This window comes from Pseudomonas putida, from assembly GCF_026625125.1.
Taxonomy (GTDB): domain Bacteria; phylum Pseudomonadota; class Gammaproteobacteria; order Pseudomonadales; family Pseudomonadaceae; genus Aquipseudomonas; species Aquipseudomonas putida_X.
The window spans coordinates 155,061-178,435 of record NZ_CP113097.1; the positions used below are offsets into that span (position 1 = coordinate 155,061).

Below are 23,375 nucleotides of genomic sequence, written 5' to 3' on the forward strand. Positions count from 1 at the left end.
GCACAGGGGGCTCAATGTAGCGGCTGGGGCAGCAAAAGCAAAGTGGCCCTTGGAATCACGCGTGAGCGTCAGCCAGCTGTGCGGGGGCGAAGTGGCAGGTGAAGGTGCTGCCATGGCCCGGTACGCTGCTGATCTCAAGGCGCCCGCGATGGCGCATGAGCACATGCTTGACGATCGCCAGCCCCAGGCCCGTACCTCCTGTGGTGGAGGCGCGGCTGGAGTCGACGCGGTAAAAGCGTTCGGTCAGGCGCGGCAGGTGCTTGGCGTCTATTCCGACACCCGAGTCCTGCACTGTCAGGTGAGCGCCCTCGGCGTCGGCCCACCAACGGATACGAATCTTGCCTTCGTCCTGGGTGTACTTCACCGCGTTGAACACCAGGTTGGAGAAAGCGCTGCGCAACTCCGACTCGCTGCCTTTGAGGCGCAGGCCCGGCGTGGCCTCCAGGGTAATGTGCTGGTTGCGCGGCCCGGACAGCGCCTGGGCGTCGCTCATGATCGCACCGAGCAGTGCGTCGACTGCCACCGGCTGGTTGTCCGATGGGTAATCGGTGGCTTCCAGCTTGGCCAGCAGCAGCAGGTCGTTGAGCAGGGCCTGCATGCGCGAGCCTTGCTGGCTCATCTGCTGCAGTGCCCGGTTCCAGCGCGGGTTCACGTCTTCGACGTTATCCAGCAGGGTTTCCAGGTACCCGGCAATCACCGTCAGGGGGGTACGCAACTCGTGCGATACGTTGGCCACGAAATCTTTGCGCATCTGTTCGAGTTGATGGATGCGGGTCACGTCGCGCACCAGCATCAGGTGCTCATTGTTGCCGTAGCGTGTGAGGTGCAGCTGCACGCGCATGCGGTCATTGATGGGGGAGGGAATTTCCAGCGGTTCGGCGAAGTTATGCGACTCGAAGTATTCCTTGAAGCGTGGGTGGCGTACGAGGTTGGTGACCGGTTGGCCGCCATCTTGCGGGGTCTTGAAGCCCAGCAGGGTTTCTGCGGCGCGGTTCCACCATTCCAGGTTGCCGTCGCTGTCGAGCATGATCACCGCGTCGCGCAGGGCGGCCGTTGACTCCTGCACCCGGTCGATCACTGCCTGCAAGCGGCCGCGTACGCGCTGGTCGCGGCGTTGCAGGTGATAGATGCTGTCGAACACTTCGCCCCACAGGCCGTAGCCGTCGGGGGGCGCTTCGTCGGGCTGATGGTTGCGCAGCCAGTCGTGCAGGCGCAGCAACTGTTTGAGGGTCCAGCCCAGGTAAAGGCCCAGGCCGATGGCCAGGCTCCAGCCGTAATAACCGCTGACCAGGCCGCCTATCAGGCAGACAGTGATCAGCAGCAGCAGGTGGCGAATGAGGGTTGCGTGCCAGTTCTGGTTCAATTGACAGATCCTTCGGATCCAGCTGCAAGCTGCAAGCTACAAGCTGCAAGAAGAAGCGGATCGGTGATGCTGATAGTCCTTTTCTAGCCTGGAAGCTGCTCGTTTTTGCTTGCAGCTTGCAGCTTGCAGCTTGCAGCTAGCTCTTGGTCGAGAAGCGGTAGCCAGTGCCCCGGACGGTTTGTACCAGATTTTCGTAGGCTTCACCCAGTGCCTTGCGCAGGCGGCGGATGTGCACATCCACGGTGCGTTCCTCGACATAGACGTTGCCGCCCCAGACCTGGTCGAGCAACTGGCCTCGGGTGTAGGCGCGTTCCTGGTGGGTCATGAAGAACTGCAGCAGGCGGTATTCGGTGGGGCCCATCTCGGCCGGCTTGCCGTCGATGGTCACGCGGTGGCTGATCGGGTCCAGCAGCAGGCCGCCGACTTCGATAGGGGCCTCGCTGTCGCTCGGGCCGGCACGACGCAGCACGGCTTTCAGGCGTGCTACCAGCTCGCGAGGCGAAAAAGGTTTGGTGATGTAGTCGTCGGCGCCGACTTCCAGGCCCTGGATCTTGTTGTCCTCTTCGCCTTTGGCGGTGAGCATGATGATCGGAATATCGCCGGTGAGTTCATCGCGCTTGAGGCGGCGCGCCAACTCGATGCCGGAAGTGCCCGGGAGCATCCAGTCGAGCAGGATCAGGTCCGGTTTACGGTCGACGATGATTGCGTGGGCCTGTTGCGAGTTCTCGGCTTCCAGGCAGTCATAGCCGGCCATTTCCAATGCAACGGCGATCATCTCGCGAATGGGCGCTTCGTCGTCGACGATCAGAATGTTTCTGCCAACCATGCTTTGAACCTCTCCTGGAATTTCGGGGCTGGCCCGCATTAGATAACGGAATTATTGCAGCTGTGTGACAGGGCGTTGGCCATTCTGGCGACTTCGCATGACTGGACTAGGCTTGCAGAGGCCGCTGCGGCGGCTGTGCGAACTCATTCCACCCCCCGAATACAAGGTGATTCCAATGACACGACACACGCTGAGCTGGATGGCCTTCTGCGCTGCGCTGGCACTGCCCGGAGTAGCGTCGGCCCACCATGCCATGGAAAAGGACGGCATGTGGGTCGATCACGCGGGCATGACGCTGTACACCTTCGACAAGGATGCTGGCGGCAAGTCGATGTGCAATGGCGAGTGCGCTAGCAACTGGCCGCCGCTGCTGGTCAAGGCCGACGACGAGCCTGCCAAGGGCAAGTGGTCGGTGGTGATGCGCGACGATGGCAAGAAGCAGTGGGCGTATGACGGCAAGCCCCTGTATACCTTCGTCAAGGACAAGAAGGCTGGAGACATGACCGGTGATGGTTTGAAAGACGTCTGGCACGTCGCCAAGCCTTGAGACCGCCAGGGCCGCTTTGCGGCCCAATCGTCGGCAAGCCGGCTCGCACAGGTTGGCTTGCCGGGGTTGTGGTCAGCGCAGGGCGTAATCGAGCACCACACCCATGAACACCAGCAGCCCCGCCCAGTGGTTGTGCAGAAACGCCTTGAAGCACGACTCCCTGTCCAGCTTGCGCGTCGACCAGTATTCCCAGGCAAAGCACAGTGCGGCCCCCAGCAGCCCGAGGTGGAACCAGCCACCCAGCTCGAAGCGGCTCCCCGCCAGTAACAGGCAGCCCAGCGACAGCATCTGCAGGGTCAGAATGATCACCCGGTCGGATTCGCCGAACAGGATCGCGGTCGATTTCACCCCGATTTTCAGGTCATCGTCCCGGTCGACCATGGCGTAGTAGGTATCGTAGCCCACCGTCCACAGCAGGTTGGCGATGTACAGCAGCCAGGCGCTGGCCGGCAACTCGCCGCCGGCGGCGGTGAAGGCCATGGGGATGCCCCAGGAATACGCGGCCCCCAGCACCACCTGCGGGTAATAGGTGTAGCGCTTCATGAACGGGTAACAGGACGCCAACGCCACTGCACCGAATGACAGCCACACGGTCCTGCTGTTGGTGCAAAGCACCAGCAGGAAGCTCACTGCCACCAGGATCGCAAACAGCGCCAGGGCTTCGCGTGGCGTGACCCGGCCACTGGCCAGTGGCCTGTCGGCGGTACGTTTGACGTGGCCATCGACCTTGCGGTCAGCGAAGTCATTGATGCAGCAGCCAGCGGCACGCATCAGTACGACGCCCAGGCCGAAGATAAGCACGTTGGCCAAGGTTGGCGAACCAAGCCCTGCGATCCACACCGCCGTCAGGGTAGGCCACAGCAGCAGGTAGATGCCGATCGGCCGGTCCATGCGGCTGAGCTGGATGAAGTCCCACGCGCGCGGGTGCACGCGGTTGAGCGACTTGAGCAGTTGCAGGTACATCAGCGGTTTTCCTCCTTGGCTGCTTGCCACAGTGCCGGCAGGAATACTTCGGCCACCAGCAGGTCGAGGCCGTCGCGTTCAAAGCGCGAACGTCGCCCCCACAGGCCGTCATGGGCAACCTCGGCGGGCAGCCAGGCCTGTGGATAACTACCCACTTCGATAGGATGGCGGATGAACGCCTGGTCGCAGAACAGCAATTCCCCCAGCGACCGGCTGCCGAGGGTTTCCAGGTCCAGGCCGCCGCGCTCTAGCGCCTGGCGGCTGGCCACGCTGCGGGCGAACACCCAAGGCAGGCCATGGCCGCGCAGGTACACCTCGCGTACCCAGCCTTCGGCGCCTGGGGCGATGCCCAGTGCCAGGCACTCGTCATCGCGCAGTGGCTGCCAGCCTTCGAACAGGGGGGTAACGCTGAATTGGCCGCCGGACAGGCGGGTCAGGCGGCGAGTCAGAGAACCTTCATCGAACAGCCAGTCGTGGGTGTGCTGGTCGATATTGGTCGCCAGCTGTGAATACGCCAGCCACGCGACAGCGGCTGCTTGCGGGGATTCGTACGACACGTCGGTATGCTTGATTACAGCCAGAGAGGCGGCGAGCTTAGCATGATTGCCCCAACTGCTTGCATAATGCCCGCGTAAGGGCCCTGAGCCCGAATGACAAAGCCTGAGCCTGCAGCGAGGAACGACAAATCATGAAGAAGTGGCAGTGTATTGTCTGTGGCCTGATCTACGACGAGGCCCAAGGGTGGCCGGATGACGGCATCGCGCCGGGTACGCGCTGGGAGGATGTGCCACAAGATTGGCTGTGCCCCGATTGCGGCGTTGGCAAAAGCGATTTTGAAATGATCGCCATCGGCTGATCGCAATGCTGTTCAACCAAGAGGAAAGCACGACATGACGTCCCCCGTGGTCATCATCGGAACCGGCCTGGCCGGTTACAACCTGGCCCGTGAGTTTCGCAAGCTCGATGGCGAGACGCCGCTGCTGCTGATTACGGCCGACGACGGTCGCTCCTATTCCAAGCCCATGCTTTCCACCGGCTTCGCCAAGCAAAAGGACGCCGATGGCCTGTGCATGGCCGAGCCGGGGGCCATGGCCGAGCAACTCAAGGCGGTGATCCGCACCCACACGCGCATCAGCGGTATCGACCCTGGCCACAAGCGCCTGTGGATTGGCGAAGAAGCGGTGGAGTACCGCGACCTGGTGCTGGCTTGGGGCGCGCAGACGGTGCAGGTGCCGGTCGAGGGTGACGGGGCTGATCATGTGTTCCCGATCAATGATCTGGAAGACTACGCACGTTTTCGTGCTGCTGCGGCTGGCAAGCAGCGTGTCTTGATCCTCGGCGCCGGCCTGATTGGCTGTGAGTTCGCCAATGACATGCGCCTGGGTGGTTTTGAGGTCGATGTGGTGGCGCCCTGCGAGCAGGTCATGCCGACCCTGTTGCATCCTGCCGCTGCCGCTGCTGTTCAAGGTGGCTTGCAAGGGCTGGGCGTGCGCTTTCACCTGGGCCCCGTACTCACTCGTCTGCAGCAGGTGAGCGAAGGCCTTGAGGCGTATCTGTCCGATGGCAGCGTGATCGCCTGCGACCTGGTGGTGTCGGCCATCGGCCTGCGCCCGCGCACCGACCTGGCTGCGGCAGCCGGCCTGCAGACCAACCGCGGTGTAGTCGTGGACCGCCAGCTGCGCACCTCCCACGGCAACATTTTCGCGCTGGGCGACTGTGCTGAAGTCGAAGGTATCAACCTGCTCTATGTGATGCCCTTGATGGCCTGTGCGCGAGCCCTGGCCCAGACGTTGACAGGCAACCCGGCGCAGGTCAGTTACGGGCCGATGCCCATCACCGTGAAAACACCGGCCTGCCCATTGGTGGTTTCGCCGCCGCCGCCTGGCTGTGAGGGAAGCTGGCAGGTGCAAGGGCAGGGCAGTGACCTGAAAGTGCTCTGTCACGCCGCTGACGGCCAGTTGCTCGGCTATGCCCTGACGGGCAGCGCTGTGACGGAAAAACTGGCGTTGAACCGGCAGCTGCCCGCGCTGATGGCATAAACAGCGGGCGTTCTGTCGGATTTATCCTGTAGTTGACCGCACAATGGCCGCCCAGATACTGGCGCGGCCCCGGTCGGCGTGCCATTCTCACTTCCGTCTGCCGCAGATTAGAGCCTGCGGTGCCTTGAACGCTGCTTCACGGGCAGCACGGCAATAACAACAAGAATTCCCGTCAAAGAGGCTTCATTATGCGTAAACCAGAACTCGCCGCCGTCATCGCCGAAAAGGCCGATCTGACCAAGGAAAAGGCCAACCAGGTGCTCAACGCCATTCTCGACAGCATCACCGGTGCGCTGGACAAAGACACCGTGACGCTCGTGGGCTTCGGTACGTTTGAAAAACGCCATCGTGGCGCCCGCACCGGCAAGAACCCTCAGACGGGTGAGCCGGTGAAAATCAAGGCCAGCAATACAGTGGCCTTCAAGCCTGGTAAAAACCTGCGTGACAGCGTCAATGTGTCTGCCAAGCCAGGCAAGAAAGCCAAATGATCGACGTTTGACGTGCAGCCTCTGTTCAAACGGGCGCCTTAGTGCGCCCGTTGCGCTTTCTGAACGCATGACGCTGCGAATTTGCGTAAATTGTCCAGGAAACGGATAAACTGCGAGCTTCGGTCACATTATATTCGAGGCGCGTTGATGAAGTTCCGCTTTCTTCTCTGGGCCATGGGGCTGTTGATGGCCAGGGCCAGCCGTAACAACCCGGCATTTCAGCAGCAACTCGTGGGCAAGGACCTGGTGTTCCAGATGCAGACGCTCGATGGCAAGGTTGCCCGGCACTTCATCGTCAGTGGCGAACGCATCAGCAGCAAAGGTGGCGCTCATGCACAGCCAGCCTTTGCCATTGCGTTCAAGGACGCCGCCTACGGCTTCGCCACGATGCAGGCGAGCAACAAGCAGCTGGCGTTCATGCAGGGCATCCAGGACAAAAGCATCCAGATCAAGGGCAATCCGGCGCTGGTGATGTGGTTTCAGGGCTTGATGAAATACCTGAAACCGAAGAAGAAAAAAGGCTGAATGGCTGGGGCTGCCGAACAGCCCCAACGTATTCAGTGCGGTGCGTTGAACTGCGACGCCAGTTCGCGCAGCAAGCTCTCGGCCTCGAGCACCTTGTTCACCACGTCCTCAGCCTTCTCCCGGCTGACGCCCAGGCGCTCCAGCAACTCGTCAGGGATCGCCTCCTGCGGCCCCGAGCCGATGCCGCGGCAGCGTAGCAGGCGGGTCGCCAGGCACACCAGGTTGGGGTACGCCGAGTATTCGCCGTCATAGGCAGGATCGTGCTGGAACCGCAGCGCGGTCGACAGCTCTTCGGGCATGTCCCACAGCTTCATCAGCCAGGCGCCGATCTGCTCCCGGCTGATACCCAGCAGGTGCTGCTCCACATAGGTGTGGCAGAGGTGCGGGTTGACCTCCAGATGACGGCAGATCAGCGAGAAGTGCGGTGGGAACACATGGGCCAGCAGTAAGTAGCCGAAGTTGTGCAGCAGCCCGGCCAGGTAAGTCAGGCCGGCCTCAGGACGTTCGGCCCGGGGCATGGCCCGGGTCAGGCCTTCGATGATCGCCGCGGTGTAGATCGACTGCTGCCAGTACGGCGTCGCCTGTTGCGGGTGGTCCTTGGGCAGGCTCAAGGTCTTGCCCAATGCCAGGCCCAGGGCCAGGTTGATCACCAGATCGAAGCCCAGGACGCGGACGATGGCATCTTCCACCGAGCGGATCTTGCCTGGAGAGGCGTAATAGGGCGAGGCTGCCCAGCTGACGACTTGGGCGGCCAGGGCCGGGTCGGTTTCGACCACGCCGGTGATGTCATCGATGCTGGCGTTGGGGTCGACGCGCAGCTTGATGATTTTCTGCGCCGTATCGGCCAGTGGCGGAATCTCGATGGTTTCTTCCAGGCGCTTCTGGATGCGGCGGGCGGTGAAGGCCTGCACTGCCAGGGTAATCTCCCTGGAGTCATCATCCGGGCGGTCGAGATTGGGGCGGATTTCCCTGACGGGTTGGCCGAAAGTGCCAGCGCTGGCCTTGTGCATCATGCGCTTGAAGTCATCACGCTGGATTTCCAGCAGCAGCCCGGCTTCGCCAGACTGGATCAGCAGGCGGTCGGCATCGAGCAACTTGCCTTCATAGAGGCAGGGCGAACTGGTCAAGGCCGGAATCGCCGGCAAGGCCTTCAGATGATGCTTGTCGAGCATCTGCTTCAGGCGCTGTAACGGCACGGCCTTGAGCTTGCGCCCCGTCAGCTCTTCCAGACGATTGAGGTCCAGCAGTTTGCTATGCGGGAACAGCACCATCAATGCGCCGATCTCGTCATCGAGCAGGATCGCCTGTACCCGTGAAGCAGCCGGCAGTTGCGTATGCTCAGGCACCTCGCGATAGGCAATGCCCAGCTTTTCGAGCAACAGCCGGATGACAGAGGGTGCGTGTGGGGTTGCGGTGTCCAGGGCAGCTTCAGTCATGGTCCGTATCCACTGATTCTTTTAAACGCGAAGTATAACCAGTCTGGTCGCAAAGCTGGATCCATTCTGGTACTGGCGTCACACTTGGCCATATTGCTGGCCGTGGCGCAGCCAGCGGTCGAGCAGGGGACTCACGTGCTCGGGCCAGCGTGCGATGAGGGCCTGTGCGGCATCGCGCACGGCGGGTAACAGGTCGGCATCACGCATCAGGTCGGCGACCTTGAATTGTAACAAGCCGGTCTGACGTGTCCCGAGCATTTCGCCCGGGCCGCGCAGTTCCAGGTCCTTCTCGGCAATCACGAAGCCATCGTTGGTTTCGCGCATGATCCCCAGGCGTTCGCGGCCAATCTGCGACAGCGGCGGGTGATACAGCAGCACGCAGTGGCTCACCGCGCTGCCGCGGCCAACCCGGCCGCGCAGCTGGTGCAATTGAGCAAGGCCCAGGCGTTCAGGGTTCTCGATGATCATCAGGCTGGCGTTGGGCACGTCCACACCCACCTCGATCACGGTGGTCGCGACCAGCAGTTGCAGGTCGCCTTGCTTGAACTCGGCCATCACCGCGGCTTTTTCCGCAGGCTTCATGCGCCCGTGGATCAGCCCTACGCGCAGTTCGCCCAAGGCGCTGCCCAGTTCCTCGTAGGTGCTCTCGGCTGCCTGGCAGGTCAGTTCTTCGGATTCTTCGATCAGCGTGCAGACCCAATAGGCCTGGCGCCCTTCGGCACAAGCGGCGCGTACCCGCTCCACCACTTCGAAACGCCGGCTATCGGCGACCAGCACGGTGTTCACCGGTGTGCGCCCTGGCGGCAGTTCGTCGAGCACCGAGGTGTCGAGGTCGGCGTAGGCGCTCATCGCCAGTGTGCGCGGGATCGGGGTGGCGGTCATGATCAGCTGGTGCGGGCACAGTTCGCCTGCAACACCCTTCTTGCGCAGGGCCAGGCGTTGTTGCACCCCAAAACGGTGTTGTTCGTCGATGATCGCCAGGGCCAGGTGCTTGAATTGCACTTCTTCCTGGAACAACGCGTGGGTTCCCACCACCATCGGTGCACCGTTGGCGATCTGTTCCAGGGCGCTGGCGCGGGCCTTGCCCTTGAGCTTGCCCGCCAGCCAGGCGACTTCCAGGCCCAGCGGCTCCAGCCAGCGCTTGAAGGTGATGTAGTGCTGCTCGGCGAGAATCTCGGTGGGCGCCATCAGCGCCACCTGGTAGCCCGCCTCCAGTGCTTGCAGCGCCGCCAGTGCGGCAACCACGGTCTTGCCGGCGCCGACATCGCCCTGTACCAGGCGCATCATCGGCTCGGCCTGGCTCAGGTCGTAGGCGATTTCACCGGCTACCCGCTGCTGTGCGCCGGTCGGCTTGAAGCCCAGGTTGGCCAGGTATTGCACCTGCAGGCGCTTGGCCTTGGGCAGAACGGGGGCGCGCAAGCTGCGCAGGCTTTCCCGCAGCCGTTGTTGCGACAGCTGGTGGGTAAGCAGCTCTTCGAAGGCAAGGCGGTGCTGGGCCCAGTGCTGGCCTTCGGCGAGTTCATCAAGGTCGGCATCAGCCGGCGGGTTGTGCAGGTAGCGGATGGCATCATCCAGCGGTGCCAGGTGGTAGTCCCGGGCCAGTTCGTCCGGTAGCCAGTCCGGTAGGCTGCGCGGGCCGAGCATACCCAGGCTCTGCTGGCAGAGCAGGCGCAGGCGCTGCTGGGTGAGGCCTTCGGTGGACGGGTAGATCGGCGTCAGGGTCTGCTCGTCCGGCGGTGGCGGCTCGTCGCCATTGAGTGCGCGGTACTCCGGGTGGTAGATCTCCAGGCCCGAGGCGCCGGGGCGGGCCTCGCCATAGCAGCGCAGGTGCGTACCGCGCTTGAGGCCTTCCTTCTGCGCATTGCTGAAGTGATAGAAGCGCAGGCTGAGCACGCCGCTGCCATCACCCAGGCGCACGACCAGGCTGCGGCGCTTGCCCATGGTCACATCGGCGCCACTGACCACGCCTTCGATCACTGCGTCCTGGCCGGGGCGCAGGGCGCCGATAGGCACCACACGGGTGCGGTCCTGATAGCGCAGCGGCAGGTGGAACAACACGTCTTGCAGGTTTTCCAGGCCGACCTTGGCGAGCTTCTGCGCCATGGCTTCGCCTACGCCCTTGAGCGCGGTGACCGAGACCTTCGACAACTCAGTCATGACTCAGGCCGGTTGTTCCACAGCGGGCTTGGCTACCGAGCAGAGGCGAATCGAGTCGGCAAGGATCTCGATGGCCTTGGGCCGCGGGAAGCTTGCGCGCCAGGCGATGGCTACGGTGCGGAAGGGAGCCGGCGCGGTAAGCGGGCGCACTTCGATGACCCCCGGTGCGTAGTGGTGGCTGTGCACCGCCGAAAGCGGCAGGATCGACACGCCCAGGCCTGAAGCGACCATGTGGCGGATGGTTTCCAGCGAGCTGGACTCCACCGTGGTGTGCTTGGCGCCTTCACCGCCTTTGTTCAGCGTCGGGCAGGCTTCCAGAACCTGGTCGCGGAAGCAGTGGCCCTCGCCGAGCAGCAGCAGGCTCTTGTCGTTGAGCATGGCGGTGTCGATGGTCTTTTTCGCGGTCCAGGGATGGTCGGCGGGCATCAGGGCGCAGAATGGCTCATCGTACAGTGGCAGGGTCAGCACGTCGGCTTCGTTGAACGGCAGGGCGATGATCACCGCGTCGAGTTCACCGTTGCGCAGTTTTTCGCGCAGCACGTGGGTGAAGTTCTCTTCGATGTACAGCGGCATCTGCGGGGCCACGCGGTGCAGCTGCGGGATCAGGTGCGGGAAGAGGTAAGGGCCGACGGTATAGATCGCACCGACCTTCAGCGGGGCGGTGAGCTGGTTCTTGCCGGCTTGGGCCAGCTCGCGGATGCCCTGCGCCTGCTCCAGTACCTTCTGCGCCTGGGCGACGATGCTTTCACCGACTGGCGTCAGGCGCACCGCGCTCTTGCTGCGCTCGAAGATCAGCACGCCAAGCTCGTCCTCAAGCTTTTTAACACCGACGGACAGGGTGGGCTGGCTGACATGGCAACGCTCGGCGGCGTGGCCGAAGTGCTGCTCCTGGGCGAGCGTGACGATGTAGCGTAATTCTGTGAGGGTCATAACGTGCGTCCATGAAGTTGCGAGCCCAGCATAGCGGCTGCAATCGATAGACGCACGTTATCAGACTTGCCGATTTGTGACAGAAACAAAAGTCTCAGCGACGGTCCAGCGAGTAGACGAACGGTGCTACGACTTCAATCGTGCCATTGTTCAGCAATTCCGCTGGCGGCTTGGGCACCTTGCCGGCCCTGCGGATCATTTCCATGGTTGCCCGGTCCAGCGCTGCGCTGCCCGAACCCCCTGCCATCGAGTACGAGAGCACCTTGCCGTCAGCATCGACCACGAAGCGCAGGCGGTTGATGCCCTGAAGACCCCGGCGGCGAGCGTCTTCCGGGTAGCGCTTGTACTTCGCCAGGTGGCGCAGCAGGTCGCTCTGCCACGTCGGCAGCGCCTTGCTGTTCGCGGCAATGCTTGGTGCCGGTGCCGCCGACTTCTGCGGTGGCGTATTGGTTGGCGGCGTGTCCACGACCTGTTCTTTGGTCGGTGGCTCATCCTTCGGCGGCTCAGGCTTTTTCACAGGCTTCGGAGGTTGAGGCTTGGGTTTGGGCTTGGGCGGCTTGGCGATGGCGATCTTTGGTTTGGGCGCTTCAGCTACCTTGGGCAACGGCGGTTCTTCGACCGGTGCCGGCGGCTGTGGAGCGGCCTTCGGTGGTGGTGGCGGTGCCGGCTCGGGCAGCGGTGCCAGCTCGACCATCATGGCTGCCGGGGGCAGCTCGACGGCCTGGGGCACCGACCAGTTGAGCGTGAGCAGCACAGCGACGGCATGGACACCCAGCACAAGTACCAGGCTGCCGCTGTAACGCGCCAGATTGTGCCGCGTCTTCGTCATTTCTTGGCTGCCGTCTCGAGACCTACCAGACCGACTTTGAGGTAGCCGGCCGCGCGCATGTTGTTCATCACTTCCATCAGGTCACCGTAATCCACACCTTTGTCGGCCTGGAAGAAGATGGTGGTTTCCTTGTCGCCCTTGGTCTTGGCGTCGAGCATCGGGCCAAGCTGGTTGGGTGCAGGCACCTGATCGTCACCGACATACAGCTTCTGGTCGGCCTTGACGCTGACGAACACGGGTTTTTCCGGCCTCGGTGCCGGCTTGGCGGTCGAGGCCGGCAGGTCGACCTTGATGTCGACCGTGGCCAGCGGCGCGGCCACCATGAAGATGATCAGCAGTACCAGCATCACGTCGATGAACGGCGTGACGTTGATTTCGTGGTTTTCGGCGAGGTCGTCGCCACCTTCGTTGAGATGCAGGCCCATGGCTTACCCCACTTTCACCATGTGCGGGGCGACGCGCTCGCCACCCTGGTGGTCCAGGTCACGGCTGACCAGCAGCAGGACCTGCGCCGAAGCATCGGAAACCTGGGCTTTGTAGCCGGCGATGGAGCGGGCGAAGACGTTGTAGATGACTACGGCCGGGATCGCGGCGACCAGGCCCAGGGCGGTGGCCAGCAGGGCTTCGGCGATACCGGGGGCAACCACGGCGAGGTTGGTGGTCTGGGTTTTGGCGATACCGATGAAGCTGTTCATGATGCCCCACACGGTACCGAACAGGCCGACGAACGGCGCAGTGGAACCGATGGTGGCGAGCACGCCGGTGCCGCTGCTCATGTTGCGGCCGCTGGCATGCACCAGGCGCTCCAGGCGGAAGCTGACACGTTCCTTGATGCCCTCTTTTTCGCGGGCGTTGGCCGACAGGCGCATTTCTTCCAGGGCATCGTGGACCAGCGTGTGGGCCAGAGTACCTTCCTTGTTGGAGACTTCGCTGGCTTCCTTGAGGCTGGCAGACTTCTTCAGCTGGGCGATTTCGCCGCGCAGACGACGCTTGGCGCCCATCAACTCGAAGCCCTTGGCGATCCAGATGGTCCAGGTGATGATCGAGGCGATGGCCAGGCCGATCATGACCGCTTTCACCACCACGTCGGCGTTCTTGTACATGCCCCACGGCGACAGGTCATGGGCCATGCCCAGTGAAGTGTCCTCAACCACCGCTTCGGTGCTCGGGGCTGCCGCTGCCGGCGCATCGACCGGTGTAGCGACCTGAGCGTCGCCAGCAGGGGCCTGGCCTTCGCTGGCAGGGGTGGCTGGCGCGCTTGCAGCTGCAGGGGTGCTGACGTTGGTATTGGGCTCATCGGCCATAGCCACTGGGGCCAGGACCAGGCTGAACATCAGCGCGGCGATGGCGCGCCAGGCGCGCGACGGGGTTGGCGAAGCGGAAGGTTGAGTACGTGTCATGCTGGCCGGACCTGATGAAGAAAAAGTGTGCGTTCTCCAAGGCCTCGATACAGGCCGAGAACAGATAGGGGCGCTATTATTGCAAGTAATTCTTGTTAACAAAAGTAATATTGTAGCTTTTTTCGCCCATGGTCTAGCCGCCCATCGTGTAATACGGCTAGCCTGAACCTTTGGTCTAGGGAGTTAAGTGATGTCAGACCGTTCCGTATTGATCGTGGGTTGTGGTGACGTAGGCGGCCGGCTGGCTCGGCAATTACTCGCCCGTGGCTGGCAGGTAAGCGGCCTGCGTCGCTCGGTCGAACACCTGCCACAGGGTGTTGTACCGATCGCGGCCGACCTGTCCGATCCGGGCATGCCCCAGGCTTGGCCGCAGCACTCCCCGGATTATCTGGTGTACTGCGTAGCCGCCAGCCAGCACGATGAAGCGGGTTACCAAAGCGCCTACGTCGAAGGCTTGCGTCACGTGCTGGGTTGGTTGGCCGAGCGTGGGCAACGTCCGCGCCGCCTGCTGTTCGTCTCCAGCAGCAGCGTGTTTGCACAAAAGGATGGGGAGTGGATCGATGAGACCGCACCTACCGAACCGCAAGGCTATTCGGGGCGCGTGATGCTGGAGGCGGAGCGGCTGGCGCTGAGCAGCGGCCTGCCCGCAAGCATCGTGCGCCTGACCGGGATCTATGGCCCTGGGCGTGAGTGGCTCCTGAGCCAGGTGCGTCAGGGCTATCGGGTGGCCACCGAGCCGCCGCTGTATGGCAACCGTATTCATGCCGAGGATGCCGCAAGCCTGCTGGCGTTCCTGCTGCAGGCCGATGCCGAGGGTGTGGCGTTGGATGATTGCTACATAGGCGTTGATGACGACCCTGCGCCACTGGCCGATGTGGTCGGCTGGTTGCGAGCGTACATGGGCGTTACCGAATGGTCCGATGAGCAGCGGGTGCGCCGCACTGGCAGCAAGCGCTGCAGCAATGCCCGGGTGCGGGCATTGGGCTGGGTACCGCAGTATCCGAGTTACAAGGAAGGGTACGCGGCGATCCTGAAAGGCGAAGGCTGAAGCCTGCTGGCCCTATCGCCGGCAAGCCGGCCCCACGCTGGGCAGTGTCAGACCGCAGGCCTGCACCGTAACTGTGGGGCCCGACTTGCCGGCGATCAGGCCAGTGAAGCCAGGCGGGGCTTGAGTCAGTCCTTCTCCAGCACCCACTGGCGATTACCGGCGGCCAGTTGCGGGATTTCATCGGGCTGTGCACGGTTGAGCGCCTGGAAGATCTCCAGCTTGTCGCCATCGCGCTTGAAGATGAATGGCGCGCCACGCTGGTTACGCTCCAGCCACAGGCTGTCGTTGCTGCCCCCCATGCTGGCGCAATCGCCGGCCAGGCACAGAGCGTAGCGGTCCGGGCCGGGCAGGCCGGTTACGCCGCCGTTGTCGGCGAAGTGGACGACGCTACCTTTGCCCTGGCCTTCGACGATCTTCCAGTCCCCACCCAGGTACGCCTGGTACAGTGCTTTTTCGAAGCTGCTACCCAGGCTCACATTGCCGGGTTGTTTGGCGCGGACGAAGCTGCGTTCGGCGCCGGTTGTGTCTGTGGCCTTCAGTTCGTCGCCATCGAGCGCCAGCTGTTCGGTCTGGCCGCCCGGGAAGCTGGCCTGCCACTGCTTGTCAGTGGCACTCAATTGGCCGTCAGCGGCCTCGAAACCATTGCTGTAGCTGGCCCGCTGGCTGGCCACATCGAGTTTCCACTCGAAGATGGGGCCGTGCTCATCGAGGGCCTGACGCAGGCTGCCACCTTTGACGGCGGCGTCGATGGCGTCCTGGTTGATCCAGGTGCCGTTGAAGTCTTCGGGTTTGTGGCTGGCGCAGCCGCTCAGAAGCAGGGCTGCCAGCGCGAAGGGCAGTGCTTGACGCATGGTAGGTTGACCTTGAACTGAAAGGTGACGGGCAGGGTGCCCGTCACCTGCGGCATCAATCGATGACCAGGATGGCGTCCATTTCTACCTGGGCGCCTTTTGGCAGCGCGGCAACACCAATGGCAGCACGGGCTGGATATGGCTGCTCGAAATAGCGGCCCATGACTTCGTTGACCTTGGCGAAGTGGCTCAGGTCGGTGAGGAAGATGTTCAGCTTGACGATGTCCTTGAACGAACCGCCGGCAGCTTCAGCGACGGCCTTGAGGTTCTCGAAGACCTGTACGGTCTGGGCCTCGAAGCCCTCAACCAGTTCCATGGTGTTCGGGTCCAGCGGGATCTGGCCCGACATGTAAACGGTGTTGCCGGCTTTGATCGCTTGCGAGTAGGTACCGATGGCGGCAGGGGCCTTGTCGCTGTTGATGACGGTCTTGCTCATGATGACTCCTTGCGGTTGGCGGACTACGCACGCATGCGGGTGATGCGGACCACGCCGGTCAGCGTACGCAGCTTCTTGATCACACGAGCCAGGTGCACGCGGTCGTGCACGCTGACCACCAGTTGGACAACGCTGATGCGGCCGTCGCGTTCGTCCATGCTGATCTTCTCGATGTTGCCGTCGGCGGCATTGACGCTGCTGGCCAGCAGGGCGATCAGGCCGCGCTGGTGCTCCAGCTCGACACGCAACTCGACATTGAATTCGCCGGTGATGTCCTTGGCCCAGGAAAGCTGTACGCACTTCTCCGGGTTATGGCGGATTTCACTGATGTTGCGGCAGTTCTCCAGGTGCACGACCATGCCCTTGCCTGCCGACAGGTGGCCGACGATCGGGTCGCCCGGGATGGGCGTACAGCACTTGGCGTAGCTCAATACCAGGCCTTCGGTGCCGCGGATCGCCAACGGGCCTTCCGGCGCCGGCAGCTGCTCGCCTTCGGCTGACAGCAGGCGGCGGGCCACCACATAGGCCATGCGGTTGCCCAGGCCGATGTCTTCGAGCAGGTCCTCGATCAGTTCCAGGCGGTACTCGGCGAGAATCGCGTTGATACGCTCCTGAGGGATTTGCTCGAGGCTGCTGTCGAAACCGGTCAGCACCTTGTTCAGCAGGCGCTCGCCCAGGTTGATCGACTCGGAACGTCGCTGCTGCTTGAGTGCGTGGCGGATGTGCGTACGGGCCTTGCCAGTGACCACGAAATTGAGCCAGGCCGGGTTGGGCCGCGCGCCCGGGGCGCTGACGATCTCAACCGTCGAACCGCTCTGCAGCGGCTCGGACAGTGGCGCCAGGCGCCGGTTGATGCGGCAGGCGATGCAGCTGTTGCCCACATCGGTATGCACCGCATAGGCGAAATCCACGGCGGTGGAGCCTTTGGGCAGCTCCATGATCCTGCCTTTGGGCGTGAAGACATAGACCTCGTCAGGGAACAGGTCGATCTTCACGCTCTCGATGAATTCCAGCGAGTTGCCGGCACGCTGCTGCAGCTCGAGGATGCCCTTGACCCACTGGCGGGCGCGCGCATGGTTGCCTTTGGGCTGCTCGTCGTTGGACTTGTACAGCCAGTGCGCGGCGATGCCGTTGTTGGCCATCTCTTCCATTTCGCGGGTACGGATCTGGATTTCGATGGGCACGCCGTGCATGCCGAACAGCGTGGTGTGCAACGACTGATAGCCGTTGGCCTTGGGGATCGCGATGTAGTCCTTGAAGCGCCCGGGCAGCGGCTTGTACAGGTTGTGCACGGCACCGAGCACGCGGTAGCAGGTGTCGACCTTGTCGACGATGATGCGGAAGGCGTACACGTCCATGATCTCAGTGAAGGCGCGGCGCTTGCCGCGCATCTTCTTGTAGATGCCATAGAGGTGTTTCTGCCGGCCGCTGACCTCGCCTTTAATACCGTCGGCAGCCAGGCAGTTGGCCAGCGAGTGCTCGATCTTGGCGACGATCTCTTTGCGGTTGCCGCGTGCGCTCTTGACCGCCCGATGGATCAGCGACGACCGCATGGGGTGCATGGCCTTGAAGCCAAGGTCTTCGAACTCTACGCGCACCGTGTGCATGCCCAGCCGGTTGGCGATGGGGGCGTAGATTTCCAGGGTTTCCTTGGCGATGCGTCGGCGTTTTTCGCCAGACAGCACTTCCAGGGTGCGCATGTTGTGCAGGCGGTCGGCAAGCTTGACCAGGATCACGCGGATATCGCGGGCCATGGCCATGGCCATCTTCTGGAAGTTTTCAGCCTGCGCTTCGGCCTTGGTCTCGAAGTTCATCTGGGTCAGTTTGCTGACCCCATCGACCAGCTCGGCAACCGTTTCGCCAAACTGCTGGCTGAGCGCTTCCTTGGCGATGCCGGTGTCTTCGATCACGTCGTGCAACATGGCCGCCATCAGGCTCTGATGGTCCATGTGCATGTCGGCGAGGATGCTGGCTACCGCCAGCGGATGGGTCACGTAGGGCTCGCCGCTGCGGCGGCGTTGCCCATCGTGTGCCTGTTCGGCGTAGAAATAGGCGCGCCGAACCAGGTTGACCTGTTCGGGGCCCAGGTAGGTCGACAGCCGTTCGGCTAAGGCTTCTATGCCCGGCATGATTTCACCTCTTGCCGAGGAAGAGGGCCTTGTGCCGCGCGACGTCGACCAGGCATGGATCAGACAGCCTCGTTGGACTCGTCCTCGAAGGCGGCGAAGACCGGATCCTCGGTAACGATCTCTTCAGCAGCAATGAATTCGTTGGTGACGATGCCTTCTGCGATTTCACGCAGGGCAACGACGGTTGGCTTGTCGTTTTCCCACGCTACGCGCGGCTCTTTGCCGCCGGTAGCCAGCTGACGGGCGCGCTTGGTCGAGAGCATGACCAGCTCAAAACGGTTATCCACGTGTTCCAGGCAGTCTTCAACAGTTACGCGGGCCATGGTCTTCCTCAGTAGCAAATGCGATGGGCGTGCAGCCCAATATGGGCAGGCGGACTCGATAGTTTAAAAAATCACCAGCCAATAGGGAAGCGCTGTTTTGCCGGCTACCCAATCAGGCCTGCATCCTTCACCCTGCGCACGCGGCCTTGTCGAGGCGCCGAACCACCGCGAAAGGGCCGTAACAGACACACTCATCTTGTATCTCACAACATCGCGCCGCGCAACCTCGGGGTCAGCTCTTCGAACAATGTCTGCACCGAGCGCAAAGCCCGGCAATCGGGCCGGGTCAGCAACCACAGTTGGGTGTCGCAACCGGCCAGCGGTCCGCTCAGCGCCTCGACGCCAGGCAGCGCGTGGACCATGTAGTCGGGCAGTGCCGCAACGCCCAGCCCCGTGCTCACCAGCTGTGCAATGGTCGACATGCTGCTGCACTGGTAGCGCGGGCTCAGCCCGGGGTACTGCTGGTTGCGCCAGACCACGGTGGGGTGGTCCTGCATGGAGTCGTCCGGGGCAATCCATGGCACGTTGTGGTGAGACTCGCTCAGGCGTTCGCGCCATTGCGCCTGGCCACAGATCACATAGGACGTCGAACCCAGGCAACGGCCGACCAGGTGCTCAGGCGGCGTATTGGTCAGGCGCAGGGCAATGTCGGCATCGCGCCTGCTGAGGTTGGCGAAGGTGTTGGACGTGCCCATCTCCAGCGACAGTGCCGGGTAATTGGGCATGAACTCGGCCAGGGCCGGCAGCAGCAAGCTGTGCATGACCGCCTCGGTGCACGTCAGGCGCACGGTACCGCTGACCACCTGCTCGCCACTGGTCATGGCGATGCGCGCGGCATCCAGTGCCTGCTCGGCGCGTTCGGCCTGCTCGGCCAGGGCCTGGGCCGTGTCGGTCGGCAGGTATCCCTTGCGGCTCTTGACGAACAGTGCGGTGCCCAGTGCCGACTCGAGCCGGCGAATCGAACGGAACACGGTCGATACATCGACCTTGAGCAGTTCGGCGGCCTTGGCCAGTGAGCGCCCGCGCTCCAGGGCCAGGACCAGGGAGAGGTCGGCGTGGGTGATCTGATATTGCATTGGTGCACGCTCTACTTGCCGAAATGCCAATGTCTGTTGCGTTGAGGCCATTTTATAGTGGAACTGCCCCCGGGAATCAATGCGCTCGGTCGGGCAACCAATCCCCACGATGGGAAAGTTAAAAAAACAACAGCTGCAACCATCGTCGCCCGTGAGGCGCCAGCCGTATCCCCCTATCGCCGCAGCCCTTCAAAGGATGTACACCATGACGTCGGTCACCCCGTGCGCCAGTTCTTCCAGCGAGATGAAAGACTTCCTCCAGGCCCATCCGGAAACCCAGTACGTCGATCTGCTGATCTCCGACATGAATGGCGTGGTACGTGGCAAGCGCATCGAGCGGGCCAGCCTGCACAAGGTGTACGAAAAGGGGATCAACCTGCCGGCATCGCTGTTCGCCCTCGATATCAATGGCTCGACCGTTGAAAGCACAGGGCTTGGGTTGGACATCGGCGATGCCGACCGGATCTGCTACCCGATCCCCGGGACGCTGTGCAACGAGCCCTGGCAAAAGCGCCCGACCGCCCAGTTGCTGATGACCATGCACGAGTTGGAGGGCGAGCCGTTCTTCGCTGACCCACGCGAAGTGTTGCGCCAGGTGGTGAGCAAGTTCGATGACCTGGGCCTGGACATCTGCGCCGCGTTCGAGCTGGAGTTCTACCTGATCGACCAGGACAACCTCAACGGTCGCCCGCAGCCGCCGCGCTCACCCACTTCAGGCAAGCGTCCGCAGTCGACCCAGGTCTACCTCATCGACGACCTCGACGAATATGTCGACTGCCTGCAGGACATGCTGGAAGCCGCCAAGGAGCAGGGCCTGCCGGCCGATGCCATCGTCAAGGAAAGCGCCCCCGCGCAGTTCGAAGTCAACCTGCATCACGTTGCCGACCCGCTGAAGGCGTGCGACTACGCGATCCTGCTCAAGCGCCTGGTCAAGAACGTCGCCTACGACCATGAAATGGACACCACGTTCATGGCCAAGCCGTACCCGGGGCAGGCGGGCAACGGCCTGCACGTGCACATTTCGCTGCTCGACAAGAAGACCGGCAAGAACATCTTTGCCCATGAAGACCCGCTGCAGAGCGACGCGCTGCGCCATGCCATTGGTGGCGTGCTGGAGACCATGCCGGCGTCGATGGCGTTCCTGTGCCCGAACGTCAATTCCTACCGCCGGTTCGGCGCACAGTTCTACGTGCCGAACGCGCCGAGCTGGGGCCTGGACAACCGTACCGTGGCTGTCCGCGTACCGACTGACAGCAGCGAAAACGTGCGCATCGAACACCGCGTGGCGGGGGCCGATGCCAACCCTTACCTGATGCTCGCCGCGGTTCTCGCCGGTATCCACCACGGCTTGACCAGCAAGGTCGAACCTGGTGCGCCGATCGAGGGCAATTCGTACGAGCAGCTGGAGCAAAGCCTGCCGAACAACCTGCGCGATGCGCTGCGCGCGCTGGATGACAGCGAAGTCCTCAACCAATACATAAGCCCGGACTACATCGATATCTTCGTGGCCTGCAAGGAAAGTGAGCTGGCCGAGTTCGAAGTATCGATCTCCGACCTCGAGTACAACTGGTACCTGCACACGGTGTAAGCCCATGAGCGCATTTGCGGTCCCCTTGATCGGTGTCAGCGCCTGCCGTCAGCAGGTAGGAAAAAACTCGTCGCACACGGTGGGTGACAAGTATGTCGAGGCGGCCGGCTTTGCCGGGCTCCCACTGATCCTGCCGGCCCGCGACGGCGGCAGCGACACGCAGGCTTTGCTGGCACGGCTCGATGGCATTCTTTTTACCGGCTCGCCTTCAAATGTCGAGCCGCATCATTACAATGGCGCCCCCAGCGCGGAAGGTACCCGGCACGATCTTGCACGTGACCGCCTGACCTTGCCGCTGCTGCAGGCGGCCATCGCCGCCGGCGTGCCGGTGTTCTGTATCTGTCGTGGTTTCCAGGAATTGAACGTGGCCCTCGGCGGCAGCTTGTACCAGCGCGTGCACGAGCTGCCGGGTTACCTGGACCACCGTGAACCTGAGGACGCACCCCTGGAGGTGCAATACGGCCCTCGTCATCCTGTCGGCATTGTGCCTGGCGGGGTGTTCGAGCGCCTGGGCCTGGCTGCGCAGTTCGAGGTCAACTCGCTGCACAGCCAGGGTATCGACCGCTTGGCCCCGGGCCTGCGTGTCGAGGCGCGGGCCCCGGATGGCCTGATCGAAGCGGTGTCGATGCCTGATGCGCCTGGCTTTGTGCTCGGCGTGCAGTGGCACCCGGAGTGGCGTTTTGCCGAAAACCCGGTCTCCAAGCGCCTGTTCCAGGCGTTTCGCGAGGCCTGCATTGCCCATGCTGCACGGTAGGGTCGTTACCCGAAGGTCTTGGATGACTGATACCGATACGCAAGCTTTCAATGAGTGAAAGCGCCTTGTTCGCAGGGCCTGTGACAACAATTCCAATAGTTACGGCAAATACTCATGAGCAATTACACAGAAGCTGGCCGCCCACCCGATGTGGCCGATTCAGGCAGCACTCAGCGCAGCAAAGGCCTGGCAAAAGGGCGTCTTGGCCTGTTGGCCAGCGTGGTGCTGGGCATCTCCACAATCGCCCCGGTCTACACCCTGACTGGGGCCCTTGGCCCCACCGTGCGGGAGGTCGGCCAGCACCTTCCGGCCGTCTTCATCGTTGGCTTCCTGCCTATGCTGCTGGTTGCCCTTGGCTACCGTGAGCTGAACGCGGCGGAGCCGGACAGCGGTACTTCCTTTACCTGGTCGGCCCGTGCCTTCGGCCCGATGATCGGCTGGATCGGTGGTTGGGGGCTGGTCGTTGCCACCACCATTGTGTTGTCCAACCTGGCCGGCGTGGCCGTTGATTTCTTCTATCTATTCCTGGGGCAGATCACCGGTCACCAGGGGTTGGCTGCCTTGGCGGATAACCTGCTGATCAACATCACCACCTGTTGCGTGTTCATCGCCATGGCCGTGTGGATCTGTTGTCGCGGCATGGCCACCACCATGACCGTGCAATATGGATTGGTGGCCTTGCAGCTGCTGGTGCTGATCGGCTTCGCCTTCGCCGCGTTCGGTGAGACCACCGCGCCTGCCCCGCTGGAGTTCGACCTGGCCTGGTTCAACCCCTTCGGTGTGGAGTCGTTCTCGGCCTTTGCCGCCGGCCTGTCCTTGTCGATCTTCATCTTCTGGGGGTGGGACGTGTGCCTGACCGTCAGTGAAGAATCGATCGGCAGCGACGAGGTACCGGGCAAGGCGGCGACCTGGACCGTGCTGCTGATTCTGGGTCTGTATCTGCTCACTGCCATCGCTACCCTGCAATTCGCCGGGATCAGCGAGCATGGGCTGGGCTTGAACAATCCGCGTATCCAGGAGAACGTCTTTGCCCACCTGGCCGGGCCCGTCATGGGGCCGCTGGCGATCCTGATGTCCATCGCCGTGCTGGCGAGCACCGCCGCTTCGCTGCAATCGACCTTCGTCTCGCCAGCGCGCACGCTGCTCGCCATGGGTTACTACGGTGCGGTGCCTGAGCGTTTTGCCAAGGTTTGCCCGCGTTCGCAGACGCCACGTTACGCAACCATCTGTGCCGGCGTCGCCGCAGGCCTGTTCTACGTGACCATGCGTACCCTGAGCGAAAACGTGCTGGCGGACACCATCACCGCCCTGGGCATGATGATCTGCTTCTACTATTCGCTGACCGCGTTCGCCTGCGTGTGGTATTTCCGCCACAGCCTGTTCGACAGCCTGCGCCACTTCTGCATGCGCGGCCTGTGCCCGTTGTTGGGTGGGGTGATCCTTTCGGTGATCTTCGTGCGCACCGCCATCGACAGCGCGTCGCCGGACTTTGGCAGTGGCTCGCATGTGGCTGGCGTTGGGCTGGTGTTCGTGATTGCGGCGATCATCTCGGCACTGGGGATAGTGCTGATGATGCTGTCGCGGATGCGTGCGCCGGCTTACTTCCTGGGCGCTACCCTGCGACAGCAGGCGACCCTGCAGCTGCAGGACTGATGCTTGGGGCGCGC

Annotated in this window: 24 protein-coding genes; 9 read left to right on the forward strand and 15 right to left on the reverse strand. The window is 62.8% G+C overall.

Annotated features, from left to right (window positions below; translation table 11 throughout):
* Positions 1–55: 55 nt before the first annotated feature.
* Positions 56–1,363 carry a phosphate regulon sensor histidine kinase PhoR gene (gene phoR, locus OSW16_RS00750; protein WP_267820016.1) on the reverse strand — a complete coding sequence of 436 codons (1,308 nt, stop codon included), beginning with the start codon at positions 1,361–1,363 and terminating at the stop codon, positions 56–58.
* A gap of 136 nt (positions 1,364–1,499) precedes the next feature.
* Entirely contained in the window at positions 1,500–2,189 is a 690-nt protein-coding gene (gene phoB, locus OSW16_RS00755; RefSeq protein WP_012312105.1) for a phosphate regulon transcriptional regulator PhoB, read from the reverse strand.
* A 175-nt stretch (positions 2,190–2,364) separates the two neighbouring features.
* Between phoB and OSW16_RS00760 the strand changes: the two genes are divergently transcribed.
* Positions 2,365–2,736 (forward strand): hypothetical protein, encoded by a 372-nt coding sequence (locus OSW16_RS00760; protein WP_267820018.1) that lies wholly within the window; start codon positions 2,365–2,367, stop codon positions 2,734–2,736.
* A 72-nt stretch (positions 2,737–2,808) separates the two neighbouring features.
* Here the strand turns inward: OSW16_RS00760 and ubiA are convergent, their stop codons facing one another.
* Both ubiA and OSW16_RS00770 read right to left on the reverse strand, forming a co-directional pair.
* A complete protein-coding gene (gene ubiA, locus OSW16_RS00765; RefSeq protein WP_241806730.1) occupies positions 2,809–3,699 on the reverse strand; it encodes a 4-hydroxybenzoate octaprenyltransferase in 891 nt (296 codons plus the stop codon).
* Positions 3,699–4,256: a chorismate--pyruvate lyase family protein gene (locus OSW16_RS00770; protein WP_267820020.1), complete on the reverse strand. Its 558-nt coding sequence runs from the start codon at positions 4,254–4,256 to the stop codon at positions 3,699–3,701. The genes ubiA and OSW16_RS00770 overlap by 1 nt, the downstream gene beginning before the upstream one ends.
* A gap of 131 nt (positions 4,257–4,387) precedes the next feature.
* Here OSW16_RS00770 and OSW16_RS00775 point away from each other — a divergent pair, with 131 nt between their 5' ends.
* The 4 genes from OSW16_RS00775 to OSW16_RS00790 all read left to right on the forward strand — a co-directional run bounded on the left by OSW16_RS00775 (position 4,388) and on the right by OSW16_RS00790 (position 6,751).
* The gene (locus OSW16_RS00775) at positions 4,388–4,555 is read left to right on the forward strand and encodes a rubredoxin (protein ID WP_012312109.1); all 168 of its coding nucleotides are present in this window, start codon (positions 4,388–4,390) and stop codon (positions 4,553–4,555) included.
* Between the two features lie 34 nt (positions 4,556–4,589).
* Positions 4,590–5,738, forward strand: a complete 1,149-nt coding sequence (locus OSW16_RS00780) for an NAD(P)/FAD-dependent oxidoreductase (RefSeq protein ID WP_267820023.1) — start codon at positions 4,590–4,592, stop codon at positions 5,736–5,738.
* A gap of 188 nt (positions 5,739–5,926) precedes the next feature.
* The gene (locus tag OSW16_RS00785) at positions 5,927–6,226 is read left to right on the forward strand and encodes an HU family DNA-binding protein (RefSeq protein ID WP_241806733.1); all 300 of its coding nucleotides are present in this window, start codon (positions 5,927–5,929) and stop codon (positions 6,224–6,226) included.
* Between the two features lie 147 nt (positions 6,227–6,373).
* Positions 6,374–6,751 carry a helicase gene (locus OSW16_RS00790; protein ID WP_241806734.1) on the forward strand — a complete coding sequence of 126 codons (378 nt, stop codon included), beginning with the start codon at positions 6,374–6,376 and terminating at the stop codon, positions 6,749–6,751.
* 32 nt (positions 6,752–6,783) lie between these two features.
* Here the strand turns inward: OSW16_RS00790 and OSW16_RS00795 are convergent, their stop codons facing one another.
* The 6 genes from OSW16_RS00795 to exbB form a co-directional block, all read right to left on the reverse strand.
* Positions 6,784–8,187: an aminoacyl-tRNA deacylase and HDOD domain-containing protein gene (locus tag OSW16_RS00795; protein ID WP_241806736.1), complete on the reverse strand. Its 1,404-nt coding sequence runs from the start codon at positions 8,185–8,187 to the stop codon at positions 6,784–6,786.
* Between the two features lie 78 nt (positions 8,188–8,265).
* Positions 8,266–10,344 (reverse strand): ATP-dependent DNA helicase RecG, encoded by a 2,079-nt coding sequence (gene recG / locus OSW16_RS00800; RefSeq protein WP_267820026.1) that lies wholly within the window; start codon positions 10,342–10,344, stop codon positions 8,266–8,268.
* Positions 10,345–10,347: 3 nt separating this feature from the next.
* Entirely contained in the window at positions 10,348–11,274 is a 927-nt protein-coding gene (locus OSW16_RS00805; protein WP_012312115.1) for a hydrogen peroxide-inducible genes activator, read from the reverse strand.
* Positions 11,275–11,368: 94 nt separating this feature from the next.
* Positions 11,369–12,103, reverse strand: a complete 735-nt coding sequence (locus OSW16_RS00810) for an energy transducer TonB (protein ID WP_241806740.1) — start codon at positions 12,101–12,103, stop codon at positions 11,369–11,371.
* Positions 12,100–12,528, reverse strand: a complete 429-nt coding sequence (exbD, locus tag OSW16_RS00815) for a TonB system transport protein ExbD (RefSeq protein ID WP_241806741.1) — start codon at positions 12,526–12,528, stop codon at positions 12,100–12,102. The genes OSW16_RS00810 and exbD overlap by 4 nt, the downstream gene beginning before the upstream one ends.
* A gap of 3 nt (positions 12,529–12,531) precedes the next feature.
* On the reverse strand, positions 12,532–13,503 hold the full coding sequence (gene exbB / locus OSW16_RS00820; protein ID WP_267820030.1) for a tonB-system energizer ExbB: 972 nt from the start codon (positions 13,501–13,503) through the stop codon (positions 12,532–12,534).
* A 190-nt stretch (positions 13,504–13,693) separates the two neighbouring features.
* On the opposite strand from exbB, the gene OSW16_RS00825 reads away from it, so the two are divergent.
* Positions 13,694–14,551 carry an SDR family oxidoreductase gene (locus OSW16_RS00825; RefSeq protein WP_267820032.1) on the forward strand — a complete coding sequence of 286 codons (858 nt, stop codon included), beginning with the start codon at positions 13,694–13,696 and terminating at the stop codon, positions 14,549–14,551.
* Between the two features lie 125 nt (positions 14,552–14,676).
* On the opposite strand, the gene OSW16_RS00830 is transcribed toward OSW16_RS00825, so the two are convergent.
* From OSW16_RS00830 to OSW16_RS00850, 5 genes are all read right to left on the reverse strand, one after another.
* Positions 14,677–15,402, reverse strand: a complete 726-nt coding sequence (locus tag OSW16_RS00830) for a hypothetical protein (RefSeq protein WP_241806744.1) — start codon at positions 15,400–15,402, stop codon at positions 14,677–14,679.
* 55 nt (positions 15,403–15,457) lie between these two features.
* Positions 15,458–15,838 (reverse strand): RidA family protein, encoded by a 381-nt coding sequence (locus OSW16_RS00835; RefSeq protein ID WP_012312121.1) that lies wholly within the window; start codon positions 15,836–15,838, stop codon positions 15,458–15,460.
* A 23-nt stretch (positions 15,839–15,861) separates the two neighbouring features.
* The gene (gene spoT, locus OSW16_RS00840) at positions 15,862–17,967 is read right to left on the reverse strand and encodes a bifunctional GTP diphosphokinase/guanosine-3',5'-bis pyrophosphate 3'-pyrophosphohydrolase (RefSeq protein WP_267820035.1); all 2,106 of its coding nucleotides are present in this window, start codon (positions 17,965–17,967) and stop codon (positions 15,862–15,864) included.
* A 59-nt stretch (positions 17,968–18,026) separates the two neighbouring features.
* Positions 18,027–18,290 (reverse strand): DNA-directed RNA polymerase subunit omega, encoded by a 264-nt coding sequence (gene rpoZ / locus OSW16_RS00845; RefSeq protein WP_012312123.1) that lies wholly within the window; start codon positions 18,288–18,290, stop codon positions 18,027–18,029.
* A gap of 203 nt (positions 18,291–18,493) precedes the next feature.
* Positions 18,494–19,366, reverse strand: a complete 873-nt coding sequence (locus tag OSW16_RS00850; protein ID WP_241806746.1) for a LysR family transcriptional regulator — start codon at positions 19,364–19,366, stop codon at positions 18,494–18,496.
* 244 nt (positions 19,367–19,610) lie between these two features.
* Between OSW16_RS00850 and OSW16_RS00855 the strand changes: the two genes are divergently transcribed.
* The 3 genes from OSW16_RS00855 (at position 19,611) to OSW16_RS00865 (ending at position 23,361) form a co-directional block, all read left to right on the forward strand.
* The gene (locus OSW16_RS00855; RefSeq protein ID WP_372490517.1) at positions 19,611–20,954 is read left to right on the forward strand and encodes a glutamine synthetase family protein; all 1,344 of its coding nucleotides are present in this window, start codon (positions 19,611–19,613) and stop codon (positions 20,952–20,954) included.
* Positions 20,955–20,958: 4 nt separating this feature from the next.
* Positions 20,959–21,708 (forward strand): gamma-glutamyl-gamma-aminobutyrate hydrolase family protein, encoded by a 750-nt coding sequence (locus OSW16_RS00860; protein ID WP_267820038.1) that lies wholly within the window; start codon positions 20,959–20,961, stop codon positions 21,706–21,708.
* A 114-nt stretch (positions 21,709–21,822) separates the two neighbouring features.
* Positions 21,823–23,361 carry an APC family permease gene (locus OSW16_RS00865; RefSeq protein ID WP_241806750.1) on the forward strand — a complete coding sequence of 513 codons (1,539 nt, stop codon included), beginning with the start codon at positions 21,823–21,825 and terminating at the stop codon, positions 23,359–23,361.
* The last annotated feature ends 14 nt before the right edge of the window (positions 23,362–23,375 follow it).

Excerpts from the sequence above, each read along its gene's own strand:
- exbB (WP_267820030.1), bottom strand. The coding sequence starts at position 13,503 with ATGACACGTACTCAACCTTCCGCTTCGCCAACCCCGTCGCGCGCCTGG.
- OSW16_RS00860 (WP_267820038.1), top strand. The coding sequence starts at position 20,959 with ATGAGCGCATTTGCGGTCCCCTTGATCGGTGTCAGCGCCTGCCGTCAG.
- ubiA (WP_241806730.1), bottom strand. The coding sequence starts at position 3,699 with ATGTACCTGCAACTGCTCAAGTCGCTCAACCGCGTGCACCCGCGCGCG.
- OSW16_RS00835 (WP_012312121.1), bottom strand. The coding sequence starts at position 15,838 with ATGAGCAAGACCGTCATCAACAGCGACAAGGCCCCTGCCGCCATCGGT.
- OSW16_RS00790 (WP_241806734.1), top strand. The coding sequence starts at position 6,374 with ATGAAGTTCCGCTTTCTTCTCTGGGCCATGGGGCTGTTGATGGCCAGG.
- recG (WP_267820026.1), bottom strand. The coding sequence starts at position 10,344 with ATGACTGAGTTGTCGAAGGTCTCGGTCACCGCGCTCAAGGGCGTAGGC.
- OSW16_RS00775 (WP_012312109.1), top strand. The coding sequence starts at position 4,388 with ATGAAGAAGTGGCAGTGTATTGTCTGTGGCCTGATCTACGACGAGGCC.
- OSW16_RS00825 (WP_267820032.1), top strand. The coding sequence starts at position 13,694 with ATGTCAGACCGTTCCGTATTGATCGTGGGTTGTGGTGACGTAGGCGGC.
- rpoZ (WP_012312123.1), bottom strand. The coding sequence starts at position 18,290 with ATGGCCCGCGTAACTGTTGAAGACTGCCTGGAACACGTGGATAACCGT.
- spoT (WP_267820035.1), bottom strand. The coding sequence starts at position 17,967 with ATGCCGGGCATAGAAGCCTTAGCCGAACGGCTGTCGACCTACCTGGGC.
- OSW16_RS00795 (WP_241806736.1), bottom strand. The coding sequence starts at position 8,187 with ATGACTGAAGCTGCCCTGGACACCGCAACCCCACACGCACCCTCTGTC.
- OSW16_RS00810 (WP_241806740.1), bottom strand. The coding sequence starts at position 12,103 with ATGACGAAGACGCGGCACAATCTGGCGCGTTACAGCGGCAGCCTGGTA.
- OSW16_RS00850 (WP_241806746.1), bottom strand. The coding sequence starts at position 19,366 with ATGCAATATCAGATCACCCACGCCGACCTCTCCCTGGTCCTGGCCCTG.
- OSW16_RS00805 (WP_012312115.1), bottom strand. The coding sequence starts at position 11,274 with ATGACCCTCACAGAATTACGCTACATCGTCACGCTCGCCCAGGAGCAG.
- OSW16_RS00830 (WP_241806744.1), bottom strand. The coding sequence starts at position 15,402 with ATGCGTCAAGCACTGCCCTTCGCGCTGGCAGCCCTGCTTCTGAGCGGC.
- OSW16_RS00865 (WP_241806750.1), top strand. The coding sequence starts at position 21,823 with ATGAGCAATTACACAGAAGCTGGCCGCCCACCCGATGTGGCCGATTCA.
- OSW16_RS00780 (WP_267820023.1), top strand. The coding sequence starts at position 4,590 with ATGACGTCCCCCGTGGTCATCATCGGAACCGGCCTGGCCGGTTACAAC.
- OSW16_RS00785 (WP_241806733.1), top strand. The coding sequence starts at position 5,927 with ATGCGTAAACCAGAACTCGCCGCCGTCATCGCCGAAAAGGCCGATCTG.
- OSW16_RS00855 (WP_372490517.1), top strand. The coding sequence starts at position 19,611 with ATGAAAGACTTCCTCCAGGCCCATCCGGAAACCCAGTACGTCGATCTG.
- OSW16_RS00760 (WP_267820018.1), top strand. The coding sequence starts at position 2,365 with ATGACACGACACACGCTGAGCTGGATGGCCTTCTGCGCTGCGCTGGCA.
- phoB (WP_012312105.1), bottom strand. The coding sequence starts at position 2,189 with ATGGTTGGCAGAAACATTCTGATCGTCGACGACGAAGCGCCCATTCGC.
- exbD (WP_241806741.1), bottom strand. The coding sequence starts at position 12,528 with ATGGGCCTGCATCTCAACGAAGGTGGCGACGACCTCGCCGAAAACCAC.